At 38.6% G+C, this 25,661-nt stretch carries 20 protein-coding genes, 1 tRNA gene and 1 pseudogene; 7 read left to right on the forward strand and 15 right to left on the reverse strand.

Features of this window, described 5'->3' with window-relative positions:
• Positions 1 to 614 precede the first annotated feature (614 nt).
• Positions 615 to 1,286 (forward strand): response regulator, encoded by a 672-nt coding sequence (locus V6C71_11020; protein HEY9769008.1) that lies wholly within the window; start codon positions 615 to 617, stop codon positions 1,284 to 1,286.
• 165 nt (positions 1,287 to 1,451) lie between these two features.
• Positions 1,452 to 2,939, forward strand: coding sequence for an ammonium transporter (locus V6C71_11025; GenBank protein ID HEY9769009.1), 1,488 nt, complete (start codon positions 1,452 to 1,454; stop codon positions 2,937 to 2,939).
• Positions 2,940 to 2,977: 38 nt separating this feature from the next.
• On the opposite strand, the gene V6C71_11030 is transcribed toward V6C71_11025, so the two are convergent.
• Entirely contained in the window at positions 2,978 to 4,111 is a 1,134-nt protein-coding gene (locus V6C71_11030; GenBank protein HEY9769010.1) for a SpoIIE family protein phosphatase, read from the reverse strand.
• A gap of 641 nt (positions 4,112 to 4,752) precedes the next feature.
• Between V6C71_11030 and V6C71_11035 the strand changes: the two are divergent.
• Positions 4,753 to 5,049 (forward strand): annotated as a pseudogene (locus tag V6C71_11035) (ATP-binding protein).
• 77 nt (positions 5,050 to 5,126) lie between these two features.
• Here the strand turns inward: V6C71_11035 and V6C71_11040 are convergent.
• A complete protein-coding gene (locus V6C71_11040; protein HEY9769011.1) occupies positions 5,127 to 5,696 on the reverse strand; it encodes an FHA domain-containing protein in 570 nt (189 codons plus the stop codon).
• A gap of 270 nt (positions 5,697 to 5,966) precedes the next feature.
• Complete coding sequence (locus tag V6C71_11045) at positions 5,967 to 7,373, reverse strand: OB-fold nucleic acid binding domain-containing protein (GenBank protein HEY9769012.1); 1,407 nt, start codon at positions 7,371 to 7,373, stop codon at positions 5,967 to 5,969.
• 403 nt (positions 7,374 to 7,776) lie between these two features.
• Between V6C71_11045 and hflX the strand changes: the two genes are divergently transcribed.
• Together hflX and V6C71_11055 are read left to right on the forward strand one after the other, a co-directional pair.
• The gene (gene hflX, locus V6C71_11050) at positions 7,777 to 9,153 is read left to right on the forward strand and encodes a GTPase HflX (protein HEY9769013.1); all 1,377 of its coding nucleotides are present in this window, start codon (positions 7,777 to 7,779) and stop codon (positions 9,151 to 9,153) included.
• A 223-nt stretch (positions 9,154 to 9,376) separates the two neighbouring features.
• On the forward strand, positions 9,377 to 9,952 hold the full coding sequence (locus V6C71_11055; GenBank protein ID HEY9769014.1) for an NYN domain-containing protein: 576 nt from the start codon (positions 9,377 to 9,379) through the stop codon (positions 9,950 to 9,952).
• A gap of 224 nt (positions 9,953 to 10,176) precedes the next feature.
• Here V6C71_11055 and V6C71_11060 read toward each other — a convergent pair whose 3' ends face one another.
• Positions 10,177 to 10,782: a transglutaminase family protein gene (locus tag V6C71_11060; GenBank protein HEY9769015.1), complete on the reverse strand. Its 606-nt coding sequence runs from the start codon at positions 10,780 to 10,782 to the stop codon at positions 10,177 to 10,179.
• 310 nt (positions 10,783 to 11,092) lie between these two features.
• Between V6C71_11060 and V6C71_11065 the strand changes: the two genes are divergently transcribed.
• A complete protein-coding gene (locus tag V6C71_11065; protein ID HEY9769016.1) occupies positions 11,093 to 14,029 on the forward strand; it encodes a glycerol-3-phosphate acyltransferase in 2,937 nt (978 codons plus the stop codon).
• A 105-nt stretch (positions 14,030 to 14,134) separates the two neighbouring features.
• On the forward strand, positions 14,135 to 15,178 hold the full coding sequence (locus tag V6C71_11070) for a hemolysin family protein (GenBank protein ID HEY9769017.1): 1,044 nt from the start codon (positions 14,135 to 14,137) through the stop codon (positions 15,176 to 15,178).
• A 90-nt stretch (positions 15,179 to 15,268) separates the two neighbouring features.
• Here the strand turns inward: V6C71_11070 and V6C71_11075 are convergent, their stop codons facing one another.
• The 11 genes from V6C71_11075 to V6C71_11125 form a co-directional block, all read right to left on the reverse strand.
• Complete coding sequence (locus V6C71_11075; GenBank protein HEY9769018.1) at positions 15,269 to 16,324, reverse strand: aldo/keto reductase; 1,056 nt, start codon at positions 16,322 to 16,324, stop codon at positions 15,269 to 15,271.
• A 452-nt stretch (positions 16,325 to 16,776) separates the two neighbouring features.
• The gene (locus V6C71_11080) at positions 16,777 to 17,523 is read right to left on the reverse strand and encodes a glycosyltransferase (GenBank protein ID HEY9769019.1); all 747 of its coding nucleotides are present in this window, start codon (positions 17,521 to 17,523) and stop codon (positions 16,777 to 16,779) included.
• On the reverse strand, positions 17,510 to 17,767 hold the full coding sequence (locus tag V6C71_11085) for a hypothetical protein (GenBank protein ID HEY9769020.1): 258 nt from the start codon (positions 17,765 to 17,767) through the stop codon (positions 17,510 to 17,512). The genes V6C71_11080 and V6C71_11085 overlap by 14 nt, the downstream gene beginning before the upstream one ends.
• A complete protein-coding gene (locus tag V6C71_11090) occupies positions 17,767 to 18,378 on the reverse strand; it encodes a class I SAM-dependent methyltransferase (GenBank protein HEY9769021.1) in 612 nt (203 codons plus the stop codon). The genes V6C71_11085 and V6C71_11090 overlap by 1 nt, the downstream gene beginning before the upstream one ends.
• On the reverse strand, positions 18,379 to 18,546 hold the full coding sequence (locus V6C71_11095) for a hypothetical protein (GenBank protein ID HEY9769022.1): 168 nt from the start codon (positions 18,544 to 18,546) through the stop codon (positions 18,379 to 18,381).
• A 4-nt stretch (positions 18,547 to 18,550) separates the two neighbouring features.
• The gene (locus V6C71_11100) at positions 18,551 to 19,384 is read right to left on the reverse strand and encodes a methyltransferase domain-containing protein (protein HEY9769023.1); all 834 of its coding nucleotides are present in this window, start codon (positions 19,382 to 19,384) and stop codon (positions 18,551 to 18,553) included.
• A gap of 51 nt (positions 19,385 to 19,435) precedes the next feature.
• The gene (locus tag V6C71_11105; protein HEY9769024.1) at positions 19,436 to 20,791 is read right to left on the reverse strand and encodes a glycosyltransferase; all 1,356 of its coding nucleotides are present in this window, start codon (positions 20,789 to 20,791) and stop codon (positions 19,436 to 19,438) included.
• Positions 20,788 to 22,014 (reverse strand): glycosyltransferase, encoded by a 1,227-nt coding sequence (locus V6C71_11110; protein ID HEY9769025.1) that lies wholly within the window; start codon positions 22,012 to 22,014, stop codon positions 20,788 to 20,790. The genes V6C71_11105 and V6C71_11110 overlap by 4 nt, the downstream gene beginning before the upstream one ends.
• Before the next feature lie 16 nt (positions 22,015 to 22,030).
• Positions 22,031 to 23,830 (reverse strand): ABC transporter ATP-binding protein, encoded by a 1,800-nt coding sequence (locus tag V6C71_11115; GenBank protein HEY9769026.1) that lies wholly within the window; start codon positions 23,828 to 23,830, stop codon positions 22,031 to 22,033.
• An 84-nt stretch (positions 23,831 to 23,914) separates the two neighbouring features.
• On the reverse strand, positions 23,915 to 25,081 hold the full coding sequence (locus V6C71_11120; protein ID HEY9769027.1) for a glycosyltransferase family 2 protein: 1,167 nt from the start codon (positions 25,079 to 25,081) through the stop codon (positions 23,915 to 23,917).
• 443 nt (positions 25,082 to 25,524) lie between these two features.
• Positions 25,525 to 25,598 (reverse strand) — tRNA-Pro (locus V6C71_11125).
• Between the last annotated feature and the right edge of the window lie 63 nt (positions 25,599 to 25,661).

A 25,661-nucleotide genomic window follows, 5' to 3' on the forward strand; every position in this document is an offset into this window, starting at 1 on the left:
ATTTTCTTTTCACCTCGATGATAAGCTTTGACTGCTTTTTCTCTTAAATCGTAGCCGTATGGAGCTGGCATTTTCTTAATCTTCTCTTTCTGCCTCAATTTTAGGACAAAAATGTCCTAACACAACTACGTATTGCTATACATTTAATAGTCAAACTAGTTAATAATTTTGTTTATTTTATTGGTTTATCTATATAAAGAATAGTTTTCCAAAGTGTTTATCGCTTTTTTTCTGAATTGTGGCATAATTAATCAAAATTTTACTATATTCAATAAATCAGTTTTTTTTCTGAGGTACTAGTCGATAATATTAGGTAAATTATATAGATATAAAACAAAGTAAAATTAGCGATCGCCTTTTAGGTTAATTCTAAATAACTAACTGTAGTTGTAGCATATTATTAAAATAATATATAAATAAAAAAGCTTTAAAGACAATAGCTAATCAACCACTTGTAATTGTTTAGTAACTAGAATGAAATATAATTTTTAAGAATTACATTTTGGTCAAAAATAATCATAATACCATTGCTACTTGTCGTTTGCATGAGCATAGAGCAAAATTATGTTTAGAGTCTTTAATTAATTGATTAAAAAAGATATATCCCTAAAATTATGACCAGAATTCTCGTAATTGAAGACGAACTATTTGTTAGAGAAAATATTGTCGATCTTTTAGAAGCAGAAGAATTTGAAGTTTTTAGTACCGAAAATGGTATTTTGGGTATTTTATGGGCGCAAGAAAATATCCCCGATCTGGTTATTTGTGATGTAATGATGCCAGAAATTAACGGACATGATGTTTTAGCCGAAATGCGTGATTTACCTGGCACAGAACTAACGCCATTCATTTTTCTAACGGCAATGGCTGATAAAGGCGATATTAGACACGGTATGGAACTGGGAGCAGATGACTATTTAACCAAGCCGTTTACAAGAGAAGAGTTGCTCAATGCCATTACCTCCCGCTTGCTAAAACAAGCAAAATTGATGAAGCAATATAACGAAGAGCAACAAAAAACTAAAGCTTTAGAGCAGAAAGTTAGAGAATTAGAAGCACTACAGATCAAAGACGAATTATCCCAGGAATTGCAACAGGCTCTATTGAAAATAAGTACTGCAATTAACTTAATTACCAAAATTCAGCCAGGACAAAAGCGCGATCGCAATCTGAAAATTATCCGCAGAACTTGTGCGGCAGAAATTGCTTTAATCGGGCAAGCTCCTAACCTAAAATTTCGAATCTGCGCTCAAAATCAGACACTTGCGCTAATTTTGCAAGATTAAATTAAAGAAAGCATCGCGCCCATAGAGCCAGCTGCTAAAATTTTTAACCAGGATGTTCCAAAATATTCCTTGGTTTTTTCTCTTGGTTATAATTAATTATTTTTTCGATTGTCGCCTAATCAGCCTAAGATTTTAAGACAGTAGTATTACAATTAAGTTCTTAAAGTGGCGATCGCATCTAAATCTAATTATCAATTTATTGGTTTATTTATAACCAGCTTGCTTCTATTAGTTTTTATCGAACCAGCGATAGCTCAAGTGTTGCAAAATAAAGAACCAAAAAATACTGAAACTCTTTGGTTAATCGTAGCTGGCAGCCTAGTGTTTTTTATGAATGCGGGCTTTGCTATGTTAGAAGCAGGTCTGTGTCAGACCAGAAACTCGACTAATGTCTTAGCCAAAAATCTAATTGTCTCCTGTATATCTATCTTGGCTTTTTGGATGCTAGGTTTTGGTTTGATGTTTGGCAATGGCAACTCTTGGATTGGGTCAACAGGTTTTTTCTTTAAGGCTTTCGATCCGCCTTTACAAGTTGACTTAGGCAATAGTTTTGATAGCCTGCTGTTACTTTATCCCGAACAACCGTCGATGGTGGCGTTCTTTTTTCAGTTGGTTTTCGCGGGAACTGCGGCTACCATTGTTTCTGGAGCAATGGCAGAAAGGGTTAAATTCTGGGCATTTTTCTGGTTTAGTTTTCTCTTGGTAGCGATCGCTTATCCAATAACTGGTCGCTGGGTTTGGAATCCTGTTGGCTGGCTCGCAACCAACTTTAATTTTCTGGATTTTGCTGGAAGTACTGTAGTTCATTCTGTTGGTGGCATGGCGGGACTGGTAGGAACGATTTTAATTGGGCCTCGTCGAGGTTGGCAAGGCTATAATCCTGATGAAGCTAGGGGCAATCAATTTTCAGCTCGTCCTCAAGACTTTAGCTACTACAATCTTTCCTTATCTACTTTAGGCTGTTTAATTCTCTGGTTAGGCTGGTTGGGCTTTAACGGTGGCTCGGCGCGATCGGTGGCTGATGCACCTCATGTAATTGCCACCACTATGTTAGCGGGCGCATCGGGAGGAGTTTTTATTCTATTGCTGCGAGGTTTGCGCAGTCAGAGACTTAGACTACCTCTGGTAATTAACGGTATTTTAGGCGGATTAGTCAGTATCACCGCCTCTTCGGTTTACGTTAGTCTAGCCGTAGCAATGCTGATTGGTGCTGTTGGCAGCCTGTGGATCATTGTGATCGAGCAATTATTGGCAAAATTACGCATTGACGATCCTGTCGGTGCAATTCCCGTTCATTTAGGTTGCGGTATTTGGGGAACTCTTGCCACGGGTTTGTTTGCGAATCAGCTACCCTTATACATCGATGAACCGATCGCTCGAACCGAGCAAATAATTAATCAAGCTGTAGGTATTGTGGCAATTAACGGCACAATTGTAGTTTTGAGCTTGAGCTTTTGGCTGACGATCGGCTTGGCAATTTATGCGATCGAATCACTCAATCGCAGATTAGGATCTGCTCCTGCTTCAGCAATCTCAGGTGACAGCTTAAACTCTAGCTATGAAGGATTATATAAGTATCTACACCTTGCCAGAACGGGAATCAGAGTATCTCAGCAAGAAGAGACTTCAGGAAGCGATGGAACTTTCTCTTAATGTCAGATTACTAATAGCTAAAAACAAACTAATCTGAACTACGAAAAATCTATTTGCAAAATTGATAAATCATCTTCAAATTGAAAATTAGGATGCCACGTTCTAACGTACTGTAGTAGTCTTGGTAAATCTCGCTTGGGATTTTGCTGATATTTTTTGAGCAGATCGATCAAGCGGTCTAATCCCCAGTGAGAGTTGGCTTGTGGTTCAACCTCATAAATTCCATCGCTAAACACGTACAGGCTGGATTGAGCAGCAATCTTACAAGAAGCATTAACATATTCGATGTCGGGAAACATTCCTACAGGTACTCCTGGGGTTTTTAGTCTTTGTTCTGAAGTTCTGAAGGTTGATGTTAAGAGAATTGCTGGAGGATGCCCTGCACTAGAATAAGTCAGACTACGAGTTTGTCGGTCATAAACTCCATACCAGATAGTAAAATACTTATCATTGCGATCGCTCATCTGAAAAGTTTGGTTGAGTGCCCGCAATACCGTGTTGGGTTGATAATAATCTACGTTATTCAAACCACGAGATCTTAAAAGATTAATCACCGCCAACGAAGGCAAACTCGCCCGTAAACCATGTCCTGAAACGTCTAGTAAGTAAAAAACCAAATGGCGATCGTCTAACCAAAAATAATCAAAGCTATCTCCCCCAAGCTGGCGTGAAGGAATAAAACAGGCATCAATCTTCAACGATGGATGTTGAAGTGGTTCAGGCAAGATAGTACTTACATACTCTGCTGCTTCTGCTAGTTCGGCTTCAAGCAGCTGCTTTTGATTTTGTAGATCCCGACTCAACTGATGCAAGCGTAGACCAGCTCTAACTCTAGCTTTTAGCTCGTGCATCTCAATCGGTTTGCATAAAAAGTCATCTGCACCAGCATCCAAACCTTTTACTCGATCTTCGATTGAATCTAAAGAGGTTAAAAGGATAAAAAACGTGGTAGATAATTCAGGAGTAGATTTAATCTGACTACAGACTTCTAAGCCATTTTTGCGGGGCATAATCCAGTCACAGATAATCAAAGCTGGACGAATTGCTTTGGCTTTAATTAACCCTTCTTCTCCATCACTTGCTAAGGTGATATCATAACCCTGCATCATTAAAGTTCTCTCTAAAAGCAGTTGAGTTGTAGAATCATCATCAATGATTAGAATTTGAGCCATAGTGAGTGTATTGACAGTTTTTTATCTAATGACCACAGGGTATGGCAATCTTCGCTGAATAGCCACCAGACCCCCCGCGCCTGGTTCAGCCGTTCCTTCAATTCTACAGGTCGAAACAAACGCAGCGTATTTTGCACTCAATCTAACAATGAACGCATTGCGATCAAAGTTACCCTAAAATGCTGACCCCTCAAGCCAACGAGACTTGTAGAGCTCGTAGCAAAGACGGTACTTTTCTACAACGGAATGCTCTCCAAAGAAAGCTGACCAAGAGAAGGAAAGTAGATCAAAAAGCGCAATCAATAATGAATGCTAGCCAAAGATTACTAAGCAGTCTCTAGAAACAGCTAAGTCGCCTTGCTAAACTAAAGGATATTAATTAATAATCATCATATATCTGAGCATACAAAAAAAGAAAAAATATAAGTGGGATAGAGTTTACCCTACCACAACCACTTTTGAGGTAAAAATATTTTTGCCTGTCATGTTTGATCGAGGCGCAAAATAAGTTAAAAGTCTTACGAAACATCAAAATTATAGTTCCCAGCGATTTGAAAGCATTAGACCAAATGCTATTGCAATTCAATCAAATTTATTAAGATTCGATACCTTTTAAAGACTAACTACAGTGCAGATTAGCTTTAGCTGAAGGCTTTACTAACGCCGTACGGCACGCTCATAAAGATTTAGCTTCGGATGTTCCAATCTTAATAGAAGTACTGCTCAAAGAAACAGCTATGGAAATCAAAATTTGGGATTATGGTTTTGCTTTTGATTTACATAGTTATATTGCGAAAATCTGCCAAAAACACAATAATTGGCTTGCCAGTGGTCGTGGCATTCCTATCTTAAACAAGATTTGTGATCGTTTGGATTACTATCGTACCGAACAGCAACCCAATTGCTTACTAATTATTAAAAAATTTACTAACTATTAGTAGCAAGTAATGAGTAAAACTTCTGACTTGTGACTGACTTGGGCCTAGCGATCCTAGTTGCCATCTAGTTTGGCTATTCAATCTTTGACTATAGTATCTTCTACCATACTGCTGTTTTCAGAAAAACTATTGTTAATTATAGTATCTTCAATAACTACCGTATCTTGAGCAGATTTTTTATTAGAAAAAGCAGGTTTATATTCAGTTCTTTCGCAGCTACGATATTTTAAAAATTGGCTATTATCAGTACTATAGGTAATATAGCTATAAGAGATTTTTATGTCATTACCAATACGAATAATGTCTCCAGAAACTAAACGATGAAGCGGTTTTTCATTGCCGTTGATTACAATCCCATTACGACTTCTTTTTCTCTTACCTTTGCCATCAATAATCCAGTACGAATAGTCAGCTTTGTCTCCACCTTCGGTATATCTCATCCAGGCCACAGTAGCATGATGGCGAGAAGCTAGAGGATCAGTGATTACTAAGTCGTTATGTGGATGGCGACCAATAGAAAATACGTTGGAATTCAGGGAAACAGCCCGTCTCGATTCTGGCGATTCCACAATTAATACGTGTTTCCCTTTAGATAAGTCAGCCTTGTTTAAATTGACTAAAGTTAGTTTGAATTTGGGGTCGACCATCTGGTTGAATTATCTAATTTATATCTAATATTGAGCTATAACTAAGGCGACACAAAGTAGCTTTGATACTTATTAATTCTCGAGACCGAAAGGGAGACTAATTACATGAACACCTAAAAACTAAACCATAATTTTATTTAACTTTGTTAACTATATTTTAATCTAAAAAAATCGATCGGCAATGTTATTTACTGTATAGGGATTACATCATTTGTGTGATTAAATGTCATCAGTAAAATTATGCAATAGTTATTTTATTGAGTAGCATTACTAGGGTATCAATGTTTTGCAGTGAGCCATAAATCCTGCATCTTTTAAAGAAGCGATCGCAGCTGTTTCATTCTGCACCCAAAATTTTTGTCCGAAGCGAATAAATTGTCTGTGTTCTCCTTTGCCTATAGCTGCGATTACGGGAATTTTAAATTTGTTCTGTTCGACAGACTGCTGTTCTAAAATTGTTTTTAAATAATTACTTTTTGCCCGATCTAAAGCCTGTTCGGGAGTAATTTCTAACATCAGCATTTTTACCTGTTCTACTGCTTCGGCATCATCAATGATTAGCTGATATTTTTCGTTTCGCTGTTGTGCTTTCCCCCAAACAATTAATTGTTTGCCTTCTTGTAATAATGGTTCTAATTCTTGATAGGTACTAGGAAAGATTGTTCCCTCGGCTTCGCCTGTAATGTCTTCCATCTGCACAAAAGCCATCGGATCACCTTTTTTGGTAATAATTTTTCTAACTGAACTGAGCATTACTACCGCACTAATTTTTTGTCTGGCTTTTGGTTCAGATAATGCACTTAAGCTAATCGGTGACAAGATTTGTGCTGCTTGATGAATTGATTTGAGGGGATGATCGCTGATATAAAAACCGATGTATTCCTTTTCTAAGCGCAGTTTTTCCTGGAGAGGATAATCTTCTACGACAGGAGTAGTAGGTGCTTGTTCAAAAATATCCTGAGACTTCTCTTGCCCTGCCATACCGTTCATCATGTCAAATAAATTGAGTTGACCACTGGCTCTCTCTTTGCTGCGTTGTTGCGCCCAAGAGATAATCACATCAATGTCGTTAATTAACTGTCGGCGATTGGGCTGTATTAAGTCAAAAGCACCACAATAAATCAAAGTTTCTAAGGCTCTACGGTTAACGGTGCGTAATTCTACCCGTTCACAAAAATCTGCCAGCGATTTGAATTCCCCATCAGTATTTCTCGCACTGAGAATATTTTCAATCGCGCCCTGCCCCAAGTTTTTAACTGCCGATAAACCAAACAAAATATGGTTGTCGTCTAAGGGTAAAAAATCTTCCCCAGAACGATTGATGTCGGGAGGCAAAATGATTATGCCCATTTTCTGAGCATTTTCCCGATAGCGATCGACTTTATCCTGAATTCCGCTGCTAGCAGTTAGCAATGCGGACATATATTCAACAGGATAATTAGCTTTGAGATATGCAGTTTGATAGGTTACATAAGCATAAGCAGTGGAATGTGACTTATTAAAACAGTTAGATGCCACCATGCCGTTAGCCAACAAAAAATTATGCTCCTGGGCTACGCCAAGATCATATACAGCTTGTTTACCTAATAATTGACGACTGACAATTTTTACCATGACTAATGCAAAGGAATCTAAATAAGTTACAAGTTGTGACTCAGTGCCAATTTGTTGAGTCAAAAGAGACGTAAAATCGTTAAAATCACATTATCTTCGTAAAGATCTAAACACTCTTAAGTTTGAGGCAACGCCTATCGACACTATATACGGTAAATATAAAGGATTAAAACCAAGTCAGCTCAAGCAGCTAAAAAAATTTTATCATCAGAAACTTCCTGGAGATATTATCGTTACCTCAGAGTTTGCTCAAAGGCTAGCTGCGATTAGTACTGACATCAATCAACCTGTCTGTATTTATCTCAATCGTCGAGGACAGGTAATTCGAGTCGGGGTAGGGAATGCTCATGAAACTCAAATTCCTCCTTTAGAATTACCTCGCTATGGTGCTAAACGTCTTTCAGGAATTCGCTGTATTGCAACCAAGCTCAAAGCAGAACCACCAAAAGAGTCGAGCTTAACCGCTATGGTGCGCCAGAGATTAGATGCTTTGGCTTTGATTACTCTCACTGGTACAGGTAAATTCAAACGGGGTGGTGGGGCAACGGGCTATGTTCGGGATACCTATTTGGCTCATTTATTACCCCAATCAGAAGCGACTTTAGCAGAACAAAAATATTGGTCGGTATCTGCGCCGATGACTCTAGATGCCTTAAGTGGTCAAGATTTGCTAGCCTTAGTTGAAGGTTTAGAAGCCGAGTTTGAACGAGAATATGTTGCCCAACAGGTAGATGTAGAACACGATCGCGTGGTTTTAGTTGGCTTGAAAGTCGATAATACCGAAGAACAAGAATTTGAAGACCGCTTAAATGAGCTGCTGGGATTGGTAAACACCGCCGGAGGAGAAGTACTACAAACGATCCGCCAAAAGCGATCGCGCCCTCATCCTCAAACCTTAGTTGGTGAAGGTAAGGTACAGGAAATTGCTCTACGGGTACAAACTTTGGGTGCAAACCTGGTAGCCTTTGATCGATCGCTTTCCCCTGCCCAAATTCGCAACTTAGAAAGCCAGTTTGGAGTACGGGTAGTCGATCGCACCGAAATTATTTTGGATATTTTTGCTCAACGCGCTCAATCCCGCGCTGGTAAACTACAAGTAGAGTTAGCTCAACTAGAGTATATGTTACCCCGTCTGGTAGGTAGAGGTCAGGCGATGTCTCGTCTGGGTGGCGGTATTGGGACGAGAGGACCTGGTGAAACTAAGCTAGAAACCGAAAGACGGAGTATTCAAAAGCGGATTGCTCGTTTGCAGGCAGAAGTCAACGAATTACAGGCACATCGTTCGCGGATGCGCAAACAACGCCAAAAGCAAGATGTCCCTAGTGTGGCGATCGTCGGTTATACCAATGCGGGAAAATCAACTTTAATTAATGCTTTAACTAATTCTGAAGTATACGTAGCCGATCAGCTATTTGCTACCTTAGATCCCACTACCCGTCGCTTATCCATACCCGATGCTGATACGGGTGAACCTCGAAATATTCTGTTAACTGATACGGTTGGCTTTATCCAACAGCTACCACCACCTTTAGTAGACGCTTTTCGTGCCACGTTAGAAGAAGTTACCGAAGCAGATGCCTTAATTCACGTAGTAGATCTATCTCATCCTACCTGGTCAAACCAGATCCGTTCAGTGATGGAAATTTTAGGTGAAATGACGATCGCTCCTGGCCCTATATTACTCGTGTTTAATAAACTAGATAAAGTTGGCAGCGATACTTTAGCTAAGGCTAAAGACGAATTTCCCCTAGCTTTGTTTATCTCTGCTGGCGATCGCCTAGGACTAGAAACCCTTCGTCTGAAGTTATCTTTACTAGTTGATTTTGCCGGTGTAGGAGGGTAAAAGGAATCAGGCAAGAGTTAAAGATTTAAAGATAAATTGACAGTTTTTTTAAGCTGCAGGAATGTTTCTTTCAGCGACGATTATAGTGCGATCGCCTTGAGCCAATTCGGCAAATTCTCTAAGCTTTGGTTGTTTAAGTAGAAATAGTTTACCAGGTGGTAAATCACAGCTCAATCATGATTAACGAGCTTAAAATAAAATTCAATTTCGCTACTTCTGAAAAATGAATTTTCAAAATTTACCACAATATTTATTACCCCAAACTGTATCTAGCACGGGAGCAATCTTATTAGATGTAGAGAATTTTCCTTTAAAATTAGACTTGGCACAGCATTTAAAGCCATACTGCAAATACGATATTACCATCAAGTTTGCAGTAGCAAATTGGCAAAATAGTAGCATTTCTAAACTGGACAAATATTTACATCAGCAAGGATATCAATTAATCCATGTGCCAAAAGAGCAAAATGCTGCTGATGCCCAAATTTTAACTTTAGGTGCTGCTTTACAATTTAATTATCCCCAGGTAAAAGAATTAGTTGTTTCTCACGATGCTATTTTTAATTATTTACACCAAACTCTACAAAGGCAAGGCTGCAATACTTGCAAAGTTTATCAGGAGGCAGGAAGTGTTTATGTTGATGATTTTATTAGCGATCGCAACTCAATAATTACCAAAATCTCTAATTATATTCAAACGCCAAAGATCGAGCAGGAAATACAAACTAAAATAGAGCTAACTTTAGTTGAGCTTAGCCAAAAATCTCAGCAAAAGGTGACTTCATCACGGTTATCTTAAGAATTCAAAGTTAGGCATCAAAAAACTATATCTAAAGCTTTAAAAGATAACAAATTATCTAAGTCTACGTTGGATTTTATTCAGAAAAGCTGCGCTAACAAAATTAATATCGAAATTAAAAACAATACACATTATTTATTCCTAAAAAGGTTGCCAAAATAATTTTTATTTTAATTTAGTGTGTAGTTAAGAATATTAATATTATATAAGTATGCAATATTGCCTTATTTTATTTGTCTTTTCTCTTCATACGCAGCTAAATCTTCTCGTTCAATATCGGGTAAATTGTGTAATGCTTCATCCCAAGTGGTATAAGATTGCAGTGATTTAACTACTTTGGGCAGAGGTTCAGCAAAGATATGCTGGCAATCAATTTCTTCAGGAAAGTTAATGCTGTAAGCTAGTTGTTCTTGTGGCGGATTAAATTGAGCATTAACTCCGGGCTTATTTCCTCTTGCATCCAGACGATACCAACCATATTCGGCAAGATACACTGCATTCAATCCATGAAGAGAATAAGGCGCACCATTATCAAAAACACTTAACCTTTGGTAACAAAAGCCAGCAGGAATAGAATTAGCCCGCAGCAAAGCAGCGAGTAAATGACTTTTGGCAAAGCAATAGCCAGTTTTGTGTTGTAATACTTCTGAGGCGCGGCAGGTAACGGGATTCATTTGGAAATCGCTACTGTGATCGATGTTGTCCCTCACCCATTCAAAACAAGCTTTGACAGTAGTATTTACGTTTGAGGTTGCTAGCTGTTGAGATAGTTGCAGGATATTGGCGTGTTGCCAGTCGATGATTTCGGTTGCTGTTAAGTATGCAAGCATTTTAATCAATAATAAGATCCATAGATGAACGCAGATAAAGCGATGCAGCGGACGCGATATGCTTTAGGACGTAAGGAGCTAATCCTTTAGGAATCCGTGATAGACTGCATCAAGAACACAGATGGAGTTATCTGTTGGTAGTGTTGATTGAAGGTTTTAAATGATTTGATATTTTTTCCTCATCAATATCAAAGGAATAAAGACAAAATTTGTCAACTCTGATTAATTAAATATAGATACAATAGGTCAGTACAATCATCAACCTGATAAATTTAGACAAGCATCTTTATTCGATGATTATAGATCGACCATGAACCTGACACCAATCTGGGGTTCGCTAACCGTTTTTACGCTCTGTCCTTTATTGGGCGGAATTCCTTTAATAGACTGGATCATGTATACTATTACCGGTCGTCAGTTGAGCAAGCTAGGAACTGGCAATATCTCAGTATCAGCAGCTTTTTATCATGGCGGTAAACTGGTAGGAGTTTGTGCTGTACTATCCGAAGCAGCCAAAGGAATTATTGCGGTGTTATTAGCGAGGGCTTTTTTTGCTACGGGTTCAGTTTGGGAAATTATTGCCATCATTGCTTTAGTGATGGGGCGTTATTGGATTGGCAAAAGTGCAGGAACAACTAACGCTGTGTGGGGCATCGTGGCTCATGATGCGATCGCAGCTGGACTAGTATGGTTAATTAGCTTAATTAGTTTTACAATTATTCGCGATCGCACCTTGGGTAAATATGGTGCATTAGTTTTACTCGTAACGATTATTAGCTTGCGTCATCCCAATCAACCAGAATATGCATTTGTTATCTTTGCTTTGGCGAGTTTACTAGCATGGATCTATCAAAATATACCAGATGATTTGAATTTGGCTGCTACTTCAGACCAATCCAGTAATAGCAAAATGTTTCGCTTTTTTCAGGGAGATAAAAATATCATTACTTTAGATAGAAAATTAAATCCTAGTCAAGTCGGTGCAAAAGCAGCTAATCTTGCCTTGCTGAAACAGCGGGGATATGCTGTGGCGCAGGGATGGGTGTTGCGTCCTGGCGACGATATTAAAGCTTTAGTGACCAACCTCGAACCCTCCCCTAAATCTCCTTTAATTGTTCGTTCTTCTGCCATCGGGGAAGATTCTCAATCTGCTTCGGCTGCCGGGCAATATATTAGTATTCTCAACGTTACTAGTAAAGAAAAATTGCAGTCAGCGATCGTTGAGTGCCAAGCTTCCTATCTCCAAAGCAATGCGGTAGAGTATCGTCGTCAAAATCGTCAAGCCGAAGCATCGATGGCAATTTTAATTCAACAGCAGATTAAGGGCATTTATAGCGGGGTTGCTTTTAGTCGCGATCCTGTAGATCAGCTCAACGATACTGTAGCTGTAGAAGCTTTACCAGGTAAAGCTAGTAAAATTGTCTCTGGTAAGTTTACGCCTCAAAGATATTGTGTTGCTATCCCCGAAGCTTCTTTATCGGAGCGAGCAGATAATATTCCCATTACCGTTACTCGAGAAAATGTTCGTGGTGAAGATGCCATAACCATTCCCGCAGAAATAATCGAATCGGCAGCAATTATAGCTAGGAAAATGGAAGACTTATTTGAAGGAATACCTCAGGATATTGAATGGACTTATGACGGGGAGAAACTCTGGTTGTTGCAGGTACGTCCCATTACCAACTTACAGCCGATTTGGACCAGACGGATCGCAGCTGAAGTTATTCCTGGCAAAATTCGCCCTCTTACCTGGTCGATTAATCAACCTCTTACCTGTGGCGTTTGGGGTAAGGTGTTTACCATTGTATTAGGCGATCGCGCTAAAGACTTGAACTTTGAAGAAACTGCTACGCTGCACTTTGCCAGTGCCTATTTTAACGTCACTCTGTTGGGAAAGATCTTCCGTCGCATGGGTTTACCCCCTCAAAGCCTGGAATTTTTAACCAGAGGTGCAGAATTTACTAAGCCTCCTCTTTGGTCTACGCTCAAAAACTTGCCTGGACTATGGCGATTGTTTAAACGAGAATGGAGCTTAATCGAGCATTTTGAGCGCGATCGCCTGAAGCTGTTCACTCCAATTCTCGATGCGATCGAAGCTCAAGCGGTTACCGAATTGTCCCCAACAGAAATAATTGACCGAATCAATACTCTTTTAGAATTACTGAATAAAGCGACTTATTATAACATCCTTGCTCCTTTGAGCTTGGCAATCCGTCAAGCAGTTTTTCAAGTAGCCGACACTGAGTTAGATCGTAGTCAAATACCAGAAGTCATTGCCACTAGTTCTTTGGCCAGGGTAGCATCGGAAGCTCGTAAACTATTAGCTACCGAACAAATTACTCTAGATTCCAGCGCTTCTCTATTTGCTCATATTGCCGAAAATTCCGAAGGAACAGGCGTTATGGAACGATTTAATCTCTGGCTAGATCAATATGGCTATCTCAGCGAAGTGGCAACCGATATTGCCGTTCCTCGTTGGCGAGATAAGCCAGGTATTCCCAGACAAATGTTTACTCGGTTTTACTTTGATGCTCATGGCGCAAAAATAGCTCAATCATCTGCTCAAATCTCTCCTCAATCATGGAAAGCAAAGCTAGTCCAAAACCGACTGAACCTTAAAGGTCAAGTAGGGGAAACCTATAATAAACTACTGGCAAATTTACGCTGGGCTATTGTGGCATTAGAGCAACAATGGCTAGCTCGTGGTTTAATCACCAATGTGGGAGACATATTTCTGCTCGAGCTAAAGGAGATAGTTGCTGTCGTTGAAAATACTGATAGCAGCTTAAGTCAAAAGCTTCCGCAGCTAATTAAAACTAGAAAGCGACAGTGGCAAACAGCCAAAAAATTAATTCCTGTGCCGAAACTGGTCTATGGTAAACCCGATTCTTCGATTTGGAAAGCTCCAGTAATTATCGACTCTCAGTCTAAATTTAAAGGAATTGGTGCTAGTTCTGGTCAAGTAGAAGGAGTAGTTAAAATTGTCTCTAGCCTACAGCAGGCTGAGAATATTAACAGTCAGACTATTATTGTTGTTCCATATACCGATGCTGGCTGGTCGCCGATTCTCGCTCGCGCAGGAGGCTTGATTTCTGAGGTAGGAGGTCGTCTGTCTCATGGAGCAATAGTCGCTAGAGAATACAACATACCTGCGGTGATGGATATTCCTAATGCTACCCAGCTATTTCATGATGGTCAACAGGTAAGATTGAATGGTCAAACGGGAATAGTAGAAATATTAAAGTAAATTGAGTCTTACATCAGAATTTGGGTACACTTCATCAGTAAGGAAAAGCGATGATGCTTATGTGTGTTTTTGAATTATATTAAAGATTAACCATTACATTTTTATATGTTTGCTCTGATTATCGTCGTTATCGTGGTTTTGTTTGGTTCGGCTTTTTGTTCGGGAGCGGAAGCGGCAATACTTTCTATTTCTCCGATTAAAGTAAGACAATTAGCACAATCTAAGAAGCCAGCAGCCTTAGCTCTGGCAGGTATTCGTTCCCATATCACTCGACCCATCGCCACAATTGTTATTCTCAACAATATATTTAACATTGTTGGCAGTATTATGGTTGGTAGCCTGACTACAACGGCATTAGGTGATAAGTGGTTAGGAATCGTTTCAGGAATTCTTACTTTTTTAATTATTATCTTTGGCGAAATTACTCCCAAAACCATCGGTCAACGATATGCTGAACCTATTAGTTTATTTTTCGCCATTCCTGTCAAGTTTTTAACCATAATTTTTACCCCTCTAGTTTGGCTAGTGGAACACGCCACATCCCCCTTGGTTAAACGTCAAAGCCTCCCCACTACTGATGAAGCAGAAATTAAATTTTTAACTAATATCGGCTTTCAAGAAGGGGTGATTGAAGATGATGAAGCGGAAATGATTCAGCGAGTATTTCAGTTAAACGACCTCAAAGCTTCGGATTTGATGACACCGAGAATCATTATTACCTATCTCAAAGGTGACCAAACCTTAAACGAATGCCAGTTAGAAATCATTAAGTCTCAACACACCCGTATTTTAGTAATTAATGAAACTATTGATAACGTTACTGGCTTGGTGTTGAAAGATGAATTATTAACTGCCATGATTGAAGGTAATGGCAATCGCCAAATCTACACTCTTCAGCGCCCCGCCCACTTTGTCCCTGAAACTAATCGCGCCGATAAACTCCTCAAAGTATTTCAAGAAAATAGAGAACATCTAGCGGTAGTGCTAGACGAATACGGTGGAGTTGCAGGAGTTGTAACTCTCGAAGATGTTTTAGAGGTTCTTACAGGAGAAATTGTTGATGAAACCGATCGCAATGTAGACTTACAGGAAATTGCTCGTAAGAAGCGTCTGCGGCTACTCAAGTCCAGAGGAATTAATAACGAATAATCCGCCATATTTCTGCTTATAGGTGCGTTCGGTAGGTAAAGGTGGTGGGCATTTAGTTAAGCGAATCTGCCCACCCTAAGATTTGATTATTTAACTGTTTAACTGTGAATAGCGATGATTGCTAATTCGCTCAAACGTGCCATTGTAGACAAAATTTTTGACCATATCCCCTTGATAGAAATCATGGGGAAAACCAAGTTCGATCTGACTCACTTCGTCTAGCTGTTGAATTTGTGCTGTGGATAATTGCCAGTCGGCGCATTGGAGATTATCTTTGATATGAGAAACTTTTCTGGCACCAACGATGGGAATAACACCTTTGCTTAATAACCAACTTAAAGCAACTTGTGACGAACTCTTTCCTGTTTCTTGGGCAACTCGATCGACTTCTTTAGCAATTTTCAGGTTGCGATCGCTCTTATCAATAAAACCCTCCATCATTTCATTATCTAATCTGCGTTCTTCTTTATTCTCGTTATCTTGGGTATATTTTCCTGTAAGCCAACCGCTAGCTAAAGGTGACCATGCAGTTACACCAATATCTAAAGTCCTCGCCATTGGTAACAGGTCTCTTTCTGGAGTGCGTTGGATTAAACTATATTCAATTTGTAAACCGATAAACTGCGTCCAACCTCTTAATTCGGCTAAAGTATTGCATTGAGAAATTACCCAAGCAGGAGCGTCGGAAATGCCGATATAAAGCACTTTTCCCGCTCTAACTAAATCGTCAAACGCTCGCATTACTTCTTCAGCAGGGGTCATAAAATCCCAAATATGCAACCATAAGATATCGATGTAGTCAGTATTAAGGCGTTTGAGACTAGCTTCTACCGACTGCACCATATTTTTGCGCTGATTACCACTACCATTAGGATTTCCATCAGCAAAACCATTAGTGTATTTAGTAGCTAAAACAACAGCTTCTCTTTCCGAAGCAACAAACTCACCCAAAAACTTTTCACTTGTCCCATTAGTATAAACATTAGCAGTATCAATAAAGTTGCCACCAGCTTCACGAAAAACTTGATAAATTTGCTGGCTTTCTTCTTTTGATGAACCCCATCCCCAGTCTTCACCAAAAGTCATTGTCCCCAAGCAAAGTTCTGATACTCTAAGTCCGCTTTTTCCGAGTAGTTTGTATTGCATAATTCTCGTTTTTCTTTGATTTTTAAACTTTATATGTTCAATTTACAGAAGCCGAAAAATTTTTGCTTGAAAGCTTTTGAGCCATTTTTTGAAGATTCTTGCTCAATTACTTAATTTGCGAGCGCACTTTAAGTTTAGATGAGGTGATTATCCTATTGATTCAACCTAAGCAACTCAAAAAACTAAAAATATGCCAGAAATCAAACAAGTAATTCAAGATTACGTATCGGCATGGACATAAACGAGGGAAATATTTAATTTGTGACCAGATAAATCCTCAGGCGATCGCCATAAACCAAACAAAATTTAGCCACTCTATCATTTAGTTACTTACTAAATTCTTGGCTTGCGACCATATATATAAAAAGTAGTGATATCATTCCAGATACCTTGATCGGTTTGTAGGGCTTCTAATTCATTTTCAAACTCTAGTTTAGCTTGGTTCAATTGCTCTATTGAAAGGTGTGATAAAGGAGGAGGATATTGTCCTGGTGCGGGATGACAATTTCCAGACCACATTTTTTTTGTTGAATGATGTCACTGAGTCGTTCGGCATCGCTGCCAGTACCGACCAAAAGTAAGATTAAACTGCGTGTCTGGTTTTGATTACAAACTTTTTCCCAAGCATCAATTAATATATCTAACCCTTTGCGGTGTATTTCAATTCTGCCATGCCATACTACCAATTGGCTAGTTAGGGGAATATCGAGCAAATTTCGCGCTTCATCTCGGTTTGTCGCTTGCCAATCGGTGACATCCATCGGATTAAAAATCTTGGCTATTTTATGAGAGGGAATGCCATATTTTTGTTTGACTCGCTCTATTTCGGTTTGAGCGGGAATAATCAAACCAGCACAGGCTTCAATGGTTAGAGGGCGTAAATAGCGTTCCCAGTAGCTCAGTTGAAAGTTTCCCCCCTGAAAAGTTGCCCATACGGGAATATTAATTAATTTTCCTAGCAAGACACAGGCATCAAACCGAGCGTACTCATATTCTTGACATAAAATTGCCCGACAATTTTCTTGTTTTAACTCTCTCGCCAGCAACTTTAGAGTGGCTAAATAAGGTAACGTATGCCGATAGATTTTTAATTGCCAACGACGCAAGCCTCGGACATCTCCCACAGCTTCTTGAAGATTCCAGCCATAGGGATTGAGGAGGGGACGGCGAACTGCATGGTAAATTTTAGGAGCGGGCAAAACACAAATTTTTGCTCCCGTAGGTATATGGGTATGGTAAGTAGGTTCGCTGACGCGATTGCTCTTTGCAGTATAAAACGGTTTTTACTCCTGATAATTTGAGAGCATTAACATAGCCAAATAGCCAACCGCCAGTCATTTCTTGGCAAAAAGACGCAAACCAAACGTTGATGGTATCGAGAAAATCCTCAATCAAATTGCCCCAATGAAGTAAAGCGATAGTCGGCTGCGAGGAAAAACTCATTAAATTTTGTCTTCTCCTTGCTGCCACAGGTATGCTGTTTCTGTTCCTTTGCCGTGAGGTCGATGGGAATAGTAACTCAGCCAAGTTAGAGGGCTAATTAACCTACAAATCCATTTGCGTTTGCGAGCAGATAGGCTAGAAAATGCCACATCGTGACCCAATACCGTCAGGGGATTGATAAAAGTGGCAGATTTTTGGCAGGGTAAAGTAATTAAACTGTTCAATTCTTCTGGGGTGTAGCCTCGGCGCACGTGACCCCATTCCTGCATTACTTCAATTTCTTCCGGACAAATCGAGCGCAAAAAACTGTAGTAAGGAAATCGCCAATTTTCGTTAGGGGTACTAACTAACAGATATCCACCGGGTTTTAATACTCGTAAAGCTTCAGCAATTGCTTTTTTGTCGTCGGGAATATGTTCTAGAACATCGAACATGGTAACGGCAGCAAAAGAATTATTGGCAAAAGGCAAAGCGGTAGCATCGCCGCAAATAAAACTGACATTTTTCTGGCGGTTACAGGGTGCATCGGCAAAATCTGGATTGAAGTCTAAATTGGTAATCTGCGATCGCGGATATAGTAAAGTGGTTAATCCTCCTTGTCCGCCACCTATTTATAAAATCTTATCGAAATAAATATTGGGAGCAATGCGATGAATAGCACGCATTTTTTCGCGATAGAAAAACCCTAAAGTTAAAGGATAGGGAAAAGGATTTCGAGCCAGAAAGTCTTTTACAGGTGTTTTATTGATTTTGTTTTTAAATTGTAAAGTTGATGACATTATTCTATTTTTGGTTATTAATAATTTTTATTTTTCTGGTAAGGCTTTTTTTTAAAATAATTGGTAATGCTGAAAGTACTTTTTTCAAGGACATATTTTTAGGTTTTGCTGCTTCTTCATAATTTTCAATAGTGGCTTCATAATTTTCAATAGTGGCTTCATAATTTTTAGTTGTTGCTTCATATAATTGTAAATACATTTGTGGATGAACGAGTGAATAGCGAGATTTTTCGCTTTTTTCCCAGTTATCTTTTAGCAATTCGTGCTGTTCTAAATAGTCTTTTTGAACGAACATAAAAGTATTTTGAATATACCAATATTCTACGTTTTGGTTCTGCCATATTTGAGGTCTAATACAGTCGATCGCCTCATAGTTTTTACTTTTAAATAGTTCAATCCAATATTCTGGCCATTGCTCGTTAATATGTTGAGTTCCTCCTTGAAAAGGAATAGCTGCCGAAAATAGAATAGCCGAACCCAATCTGGTTAATGAATCTATAAAAATTTCTGCCGATTCAGCAGGAAGATGTTCTGCTACTTCTAAGGAAACGACTAAATCAAATTTTCTATCTATTGTAAAAGCTTTAGTTAAATCGAATGATACGAACTTATTTGGGGATATTGTCAGGGATTTTTGGTCTACATAATCTCCATCAATCCCTAAAATATCTTCTATACCGTGTTGGTTAAAAACAGATAACCATTCTCCAGAACCGCAACCAATATCAACTACAGAACATGGTTGTACTAGTTCTAAAACCAAAGGAACAATCTCTTGTGCCGATTGTTTCGCTCCTTCTTTCAAATCATTAAAAAAATCTTCTGTATAAGCTTGCATAATAGCTAACGCCTGTAAAAGTATTTAGGTATGTATCGAAAATAATAAAGATTAAAGGCTGTTTTGTTTTTCGAGCTTATTATTTTTGGAGGTTGTTTTTGCTATTACTGGGTAAGATTGCTTGACTTTACCAGGTCTATTTTGCAGATAAAATTGTATTCCTGACATACAGCCCGAAATCTCTGCAAAAAGAGTAATATGTCTAATATTAAAACCTTTAATTAAACCTTTGCTAAATAATTTTGCATACTGCTTCGGTAAAGATAAAAGTAGACGACGCAAATTGCCCCAGTGTTGATATTTTTCGAACTGAATTAAAAGTGCTGTGACATGACCGCGCATATAACTATGAAGCTGCTTTTTAAGACTATTAATATTTCGGCGATGATAGTGATAGACTACAGCAGTTGGATCGTAACGGCAAATCAAACCTTCAGCAAGAAGGCGATACCAGATTTCAGAATCTCCGCTACAGCCAGCAGCACCCATATCTAACCTTTCGTCAAAATACCCTACTTTTTCAAAAGCTTCTCGGCGAAAAGCCATATTAGCACCAGCACCGATTTTCCAAACGGGAACGCCAACAGGCTGAAATTTTTCAAAGTAATGACGATCAAAAATAATTGTTTGATACCCTCGATTGAAGCTCCAGAATTTTTCAAAAATTAATTGTGATTCTGTTGCGAGTTCTCCTGGTAAAACTAGTCCCGTCATTGCCATTACCTTGGGATCTTGGAAATTTTGTCGCAAGCGCCAGAGCCACTGAGGATGGATTTTAACATCATCGTCGGTAAAAGCGATGATGTCTCCATTGCTATGAGCTATTCCAGCGTTACGTGCCACATCTAAACCAGGCTGGGGTTCAAATACATATTTAATTCTCGGCATTTGTCGTACTAGCTGACGGGTGGCATCAGAACTAGGTGCATTGTCCACAACTACAATTTCTTCTGGAGGTTGTGGTAAGTTTTGTAGAGATAACAAACACTCTGATAGCTGCTGGGTGCGATCGCGAGTACAAATTACGACCGAGACAGATTTGTTTACAGAATTTGAGTAAAGTTGCTCTAGCTTGTCTAAAGGACGCTCTAGTAGGTTTTTCAAACTCTCGAAATCAATACAGGCATCTGCCGCAGGAGCGTTTGGTTTTTTGCTCTCGGCAACAGCATAATTTTTTTCGCAGTGATGAGCTTTAACTGCTTGAGTAATTGTTTGAATCGCTAAATTCGTTAACTTATTAGCCGAGATTGGTAGTTGTTCTGAAGAAATTTCTAAATGCCCTAAAGGAATTTCGTGCCACCACAAGACAATATAAAGTCGTCCTGCTGCCAAATCTTTTGAGAGATGGGGAATTTTGTCTAGTTTTAGATGGATAATTTTCCAGGGAACAAAGTTTGACTTGCTCATTGGTACTGTCTCCGAATTTTTTCTATGCGGTGCTGAGAACGAGAATATTCACCAAACAAGCCGACGACTCCGCCCCAAAGTTCTACTAAAATTAAATCTGGTGGTGCTACATATCTTCCTAATAAACTTTTGAGCAGTTGACGAAAAAGTTGTTTAAACCACCATTTAATGAGGCGCAGCCACTGAAGTCTTTTTTCAGGATCTGTTTGATAAGCTTTCGTGGCAAAAGCCATCAAGCTCAAACCCCAAGTCCAATGTTGGTGGCGTAACTGCTTGTATTGTTGGCGATGTTGGTGAAATACAAGATATCTAGGCTCGTATATCAAGGAGTAGCCAGCGCGAATGACACGGTAGAAAATATCGTGATCTCCCCCGCCAGGAAGCGGTTTACCAGTATCTAAAGCTTCGTCAAAGCCGCCTATTTGCTGGAGAATTTCTCTGCTAAAAGCCATGTTACACCCGACTCCAAATTCTCCCGAACCGCAAGGATATAAATAGTTTTCAGGACGAGATTGATCGTAACGAATTTTGTTAAAGCTACGTCGAAAATTCCAGCCCGATCGCGACTCGAATAATATTTGAGCTTCGGTAGCCAATTCGTATGGCAGTACTAACCCCGTAAAGCCTCCTGCATCGGGGTTTTCTGCCCAAGCTTCTAGAAAACCATTCAGCCATTGAGAATCGACTACTACATCATCATCAATAAAGGCTAAAAAATCTCCTGTAGCATTATTTAAAGCCTGGTTGCGGGCAAAATTCAATCCTGGTTTGGGTTCTCGAACATAGTTCACCCTATCTAGAGACTCTATTAATTCCTTGGTACGATTATCACTAGGAGCATTATCGACTACCAAAATATTCCACCAATTCTCTTCTAAATCGTTAGCTCTAATTTTTAGCAGCGACTGTAAGCATCTTGCCAGATTATCGGTACGATCTTTAGTACAAATTGCCACTGTCAGAGATGGTTTCGCAATTGGCTTGGGAGCAGGTGTTAATTCTTCTCTAATGCTTTCTTCAATCAGCTTATTACCAAGTTTTTTGGAGAGCGTCGCACCTAACTCTTCTGGAGTTATTATGCTTTTGGCTGGTAAGGCTCGCATCAAGAATCCAATCGGTCTATTTTTACGACGCACGATTAGAGCAACACCCGTTTCTTCTGTAGATAAGCCTATAGTAGGCAAAGGTTCGGTAACTTCGAGATTCCTAAGCAAATAAGACATAGTTAATCCAATTTATTTATAATTCTTTGCCAACATAGGTATTGCGATTCTGTAAAGCATAGAGTTTGGCAAATAATCCTTGATGCTGTAGTAATTGTTGGAGATTGCCTCGTTCGATAACCCTGCCTGCTTCTAAGACGATAATCTGATCCGCTCCTTCAATTGTGGACAATCGATGGGCGATCGCAATTACCGTACATTTTTTACTGAGTGTCGCGATCGCTTCTTGGATTATGTTTTCGGCGATGCTATCGAGAGCGTTGGTAGCTTCATCTAAAATAAGAATTTCTGGTCGACTAATAATTGCTCTGGCTAGAGCAATACGCTGTCTTTGACCTCCAGAAAGCCGCACGCCCCGATCCCCTACTATGGTGTCGTAGCGATCGGGAAATTGTTGAATAAATTCATGGGCGTGGGCGAGTTTTGCCGCCTGAATAATTTCTGCTTCTGTAGCGTTTAAACGACCATAGGTGATATTTTCCCTGATGGTGGTACTAAACATATAAATATCTTGGCTGACTATAGCGAGACGACTGCGCCAGTCACTTAGATTTAATTGCTCTAGAGGGCAACCATCAACTTTAATCTTTCCCTCATTGGGATCGTAAAAACGGTAGAGTAAATTAATCAGGGTAGATTTGCCCGCTCCTGAAGTACCCACTAAAGCCGTAGTTTTACCTTTGGGAATACAGATAGAGATATCTTGAAGTGCAGTTTTTTCTCCAGATTTATAAGCAAAACTAACGGCTTCAAAAGCGATCCCTTTTTTTAGACCTTTAAAAGGGATATTTCCAGAACGAATGTAGGGTTTGTCGGAGCAATCCAACAAATACATTACCTCATCTACAGAGGTGCTTAGAGAAGATAACGCGACTCGACAACCATCTAATTGTCTGACTTTTGGCTGAAGGCGATAGAGAATAAAAATAAAAGTCAATAGAGTTGGTAGAGCAGTTGAATTTTGCCTTAGTGTTATTACCAACATACTCACTAGTAGAATACCCGAAAGAACTTCTGAAAGAGGATTAACAATTCCAGACAATACATCCATTTGAAAAAAGGTATTTCTTACAGCTTTTGAAGCACGATTAAAACGAGCTTGTTCGTAATTTTCTCTACCAAAATGTCTAATTACTTTCATGCCGCTCAATCCTTCCCACATCTGTTTGGTAAGAATTTGATTGGCTTCTACCGCTTTTTGTCCCAGTTTTTTACTTTGAAGAGTAACAAACATAATTATATAAGAAATAAATAAAAGGGCTGCTGATACTAATAAAGTTAGTTTCCAAGAAATCAGCAAAAGCAAACTTACAAAAACAAAAATCGTACAAATATCAATAATCAAGCCAAATAAAACTGATAGAGCATCGCTTGCACGCCAGGTTTCACTTGCAAGAGTATTAATTAGTTTTCCCAAATCCTGTGTATCTAAAAAACTGTAGCTGACATTAAGAAATTGACGAAATATTCCGATTCGCAGATGATGATTGAGGCGACAATTGTACCAGCTAAAGATTATAGTGCTACTAAAATTTAAGCTGCTTTTAAGAATAATAGTTCCAAAAATAGCACAGCCAATTATTAACAGACGACCCTGAGAGGATACATTAACCAATAAGCGATCGATAAATTCTAAAAAATAATTGTTATTTACTCCTAAAGAGTCAACCGATTCTATACTTTGTAGTAATGGTATAAATAAACTAATTCCCAATCCTTCTGCAAGTGAGGCTAAAAATCCTAAAGTAACAATCATTGGAGTTACCCAGGGATATAATTTAAGTAATGGTAATAAACTCTTAATAGTTGTCCCCATACTAATATATATATGTTGTATAGCAATTTATTTTTCTCAAAAACATCAAAATAATATACTTGTATATTTCTAAAAACTAACTATTTAATTTAGATTGCGATGCCAGCTATTTTCTAATTTGTTTAATTTTAATACTCCATTCCATCTATATTTTAATATTTTTTTGTATGGACTTATAAACCCTCTTGGTTGCGATCTAATAATTTGAATTTCTATTTTTTCTAGATAGTTTAATACGCGATTTTTAGGCATGAAAGTTTTCTTGTTTTTGAATTTATATAGTCTATTTTTTATTTTTGCAATTATTAAATTGGGTAACTTTTTTTCAAGGTTTAGCAGTATAAAATTTTTATACACACCCAGCTTCAGTAACATTTGAATATCGGTCTTAATAATTTCGGATAATAAATACATTGTTGTTGCATATTCTTGAGTTTTACAGCTTTTTTCTAATAAATAATTATAAAAATTACTTTTGCTCCAGCAATAAATATGCTTTGGTATATTTGGATACTTCAATCGCACATCTGTCATGACCGAATTATACGATTTAGCCATTTTAAGATAGTTGTTAGACATACTGTTAAATAATTGACGATATCCAACTAAAAATTTAGGCACTACTTTAAACTGATAAAATTCAGCAATACGCAAATATAAATCCCAATCTTCGCATCCTTGAGCATCTTGTTGTTTTAGTCGCTCGTTATAATTACCTACTTTTCTAAAACAGGAACGATGAATTAATGGTACGCTGGCATTCCCAAGAAAATTGCGATAAATCAAAGGTAAATAAACTTGCCCTTCTACGCTTATTGCTTTTAATAAATAAAAAGAGTCTAGCGAATTACAACAATTTTCGATTCGATCTTCTTCGTCAATTTGGACTGACCAAGTATAAACTAATCCTACCGATGCTTCGGAATATGAAAATACTTCTACTTGCTTTTCTATTTTCTGAGGATACCAAATATCGTCGGCATCAATAGGGGCGATATATTCTCCTTTGGCTTTAGCTATAGCTAAATTTCTGGCTTTAGCTACCCCTGAGTTGGGCTGTTGTAGTAAGATTATCCGACTATCTTTTTTAGCGATCGCCTTCACTATTTCCGCTGTGCGATCCGATGAACCATCATCTACTACTAAAACTTCTATATTCTTATATGTTTGATTGAGAATAGAATCAAGAGTTCTAGCAATAAATCGCTCTGCATTATAAGCTGGTATGATTGCAGATACCAAAGGATTCATTAAATTGGTATTTAACACCTAATTAAACGTTCTCAAAAAAGTCTTTTTATGGTTTTAAGAATAATACAGCAAACCAAGTCTTTATAATATAAAAATTAGATAAATATTAGCTTAACTACTTATATTCAGAGTGTTAGGTCTACCCCCCTCTCATCCAGACCCCCGCCACTACATACACCTACTTGGTGGGAGAGTGCTGGGCTTTTGGCAGGAAACAGCAATTCTCATTTTAAGATTTCATGACATAAAAACCCTTGCACAATAAGGGTTTAAGAATTCTTAAAGATCCTGGGTATCGCTGAAATGGCGTAAACTCGTTTCAAAATGAGAATTGCTGGAATAGATTAAGTCAGCCTAATTTGCTTCTTATTTGGTTTTAAGCTGGATTGTATCTGCAAACTCCAAGTAAGACCAGCTACTTAAAGTATTGATTATACAAGGTATCGGGATGACAGGATTTGAACCTGCGACATCCTGCTCCCAAAGCAGGCGCGCTACCAAGCTGCGCTACATCCCGTTGTATTTTTCATACTTAGCTAGAATAGCACAATTTGACCTAATAATTATTGACAACTGCCGG

The organism is Coleofasciculaceae cyanobacterium (genome assembly GCA_036703275.1).
In the GTDB taxonomy this organism is placed as follows: domain Bacteria; phylum Cyanobacteriota; class Cyanobacteriia; order Cyanobacteriales; family Xenococcaceae; genus Waterburya.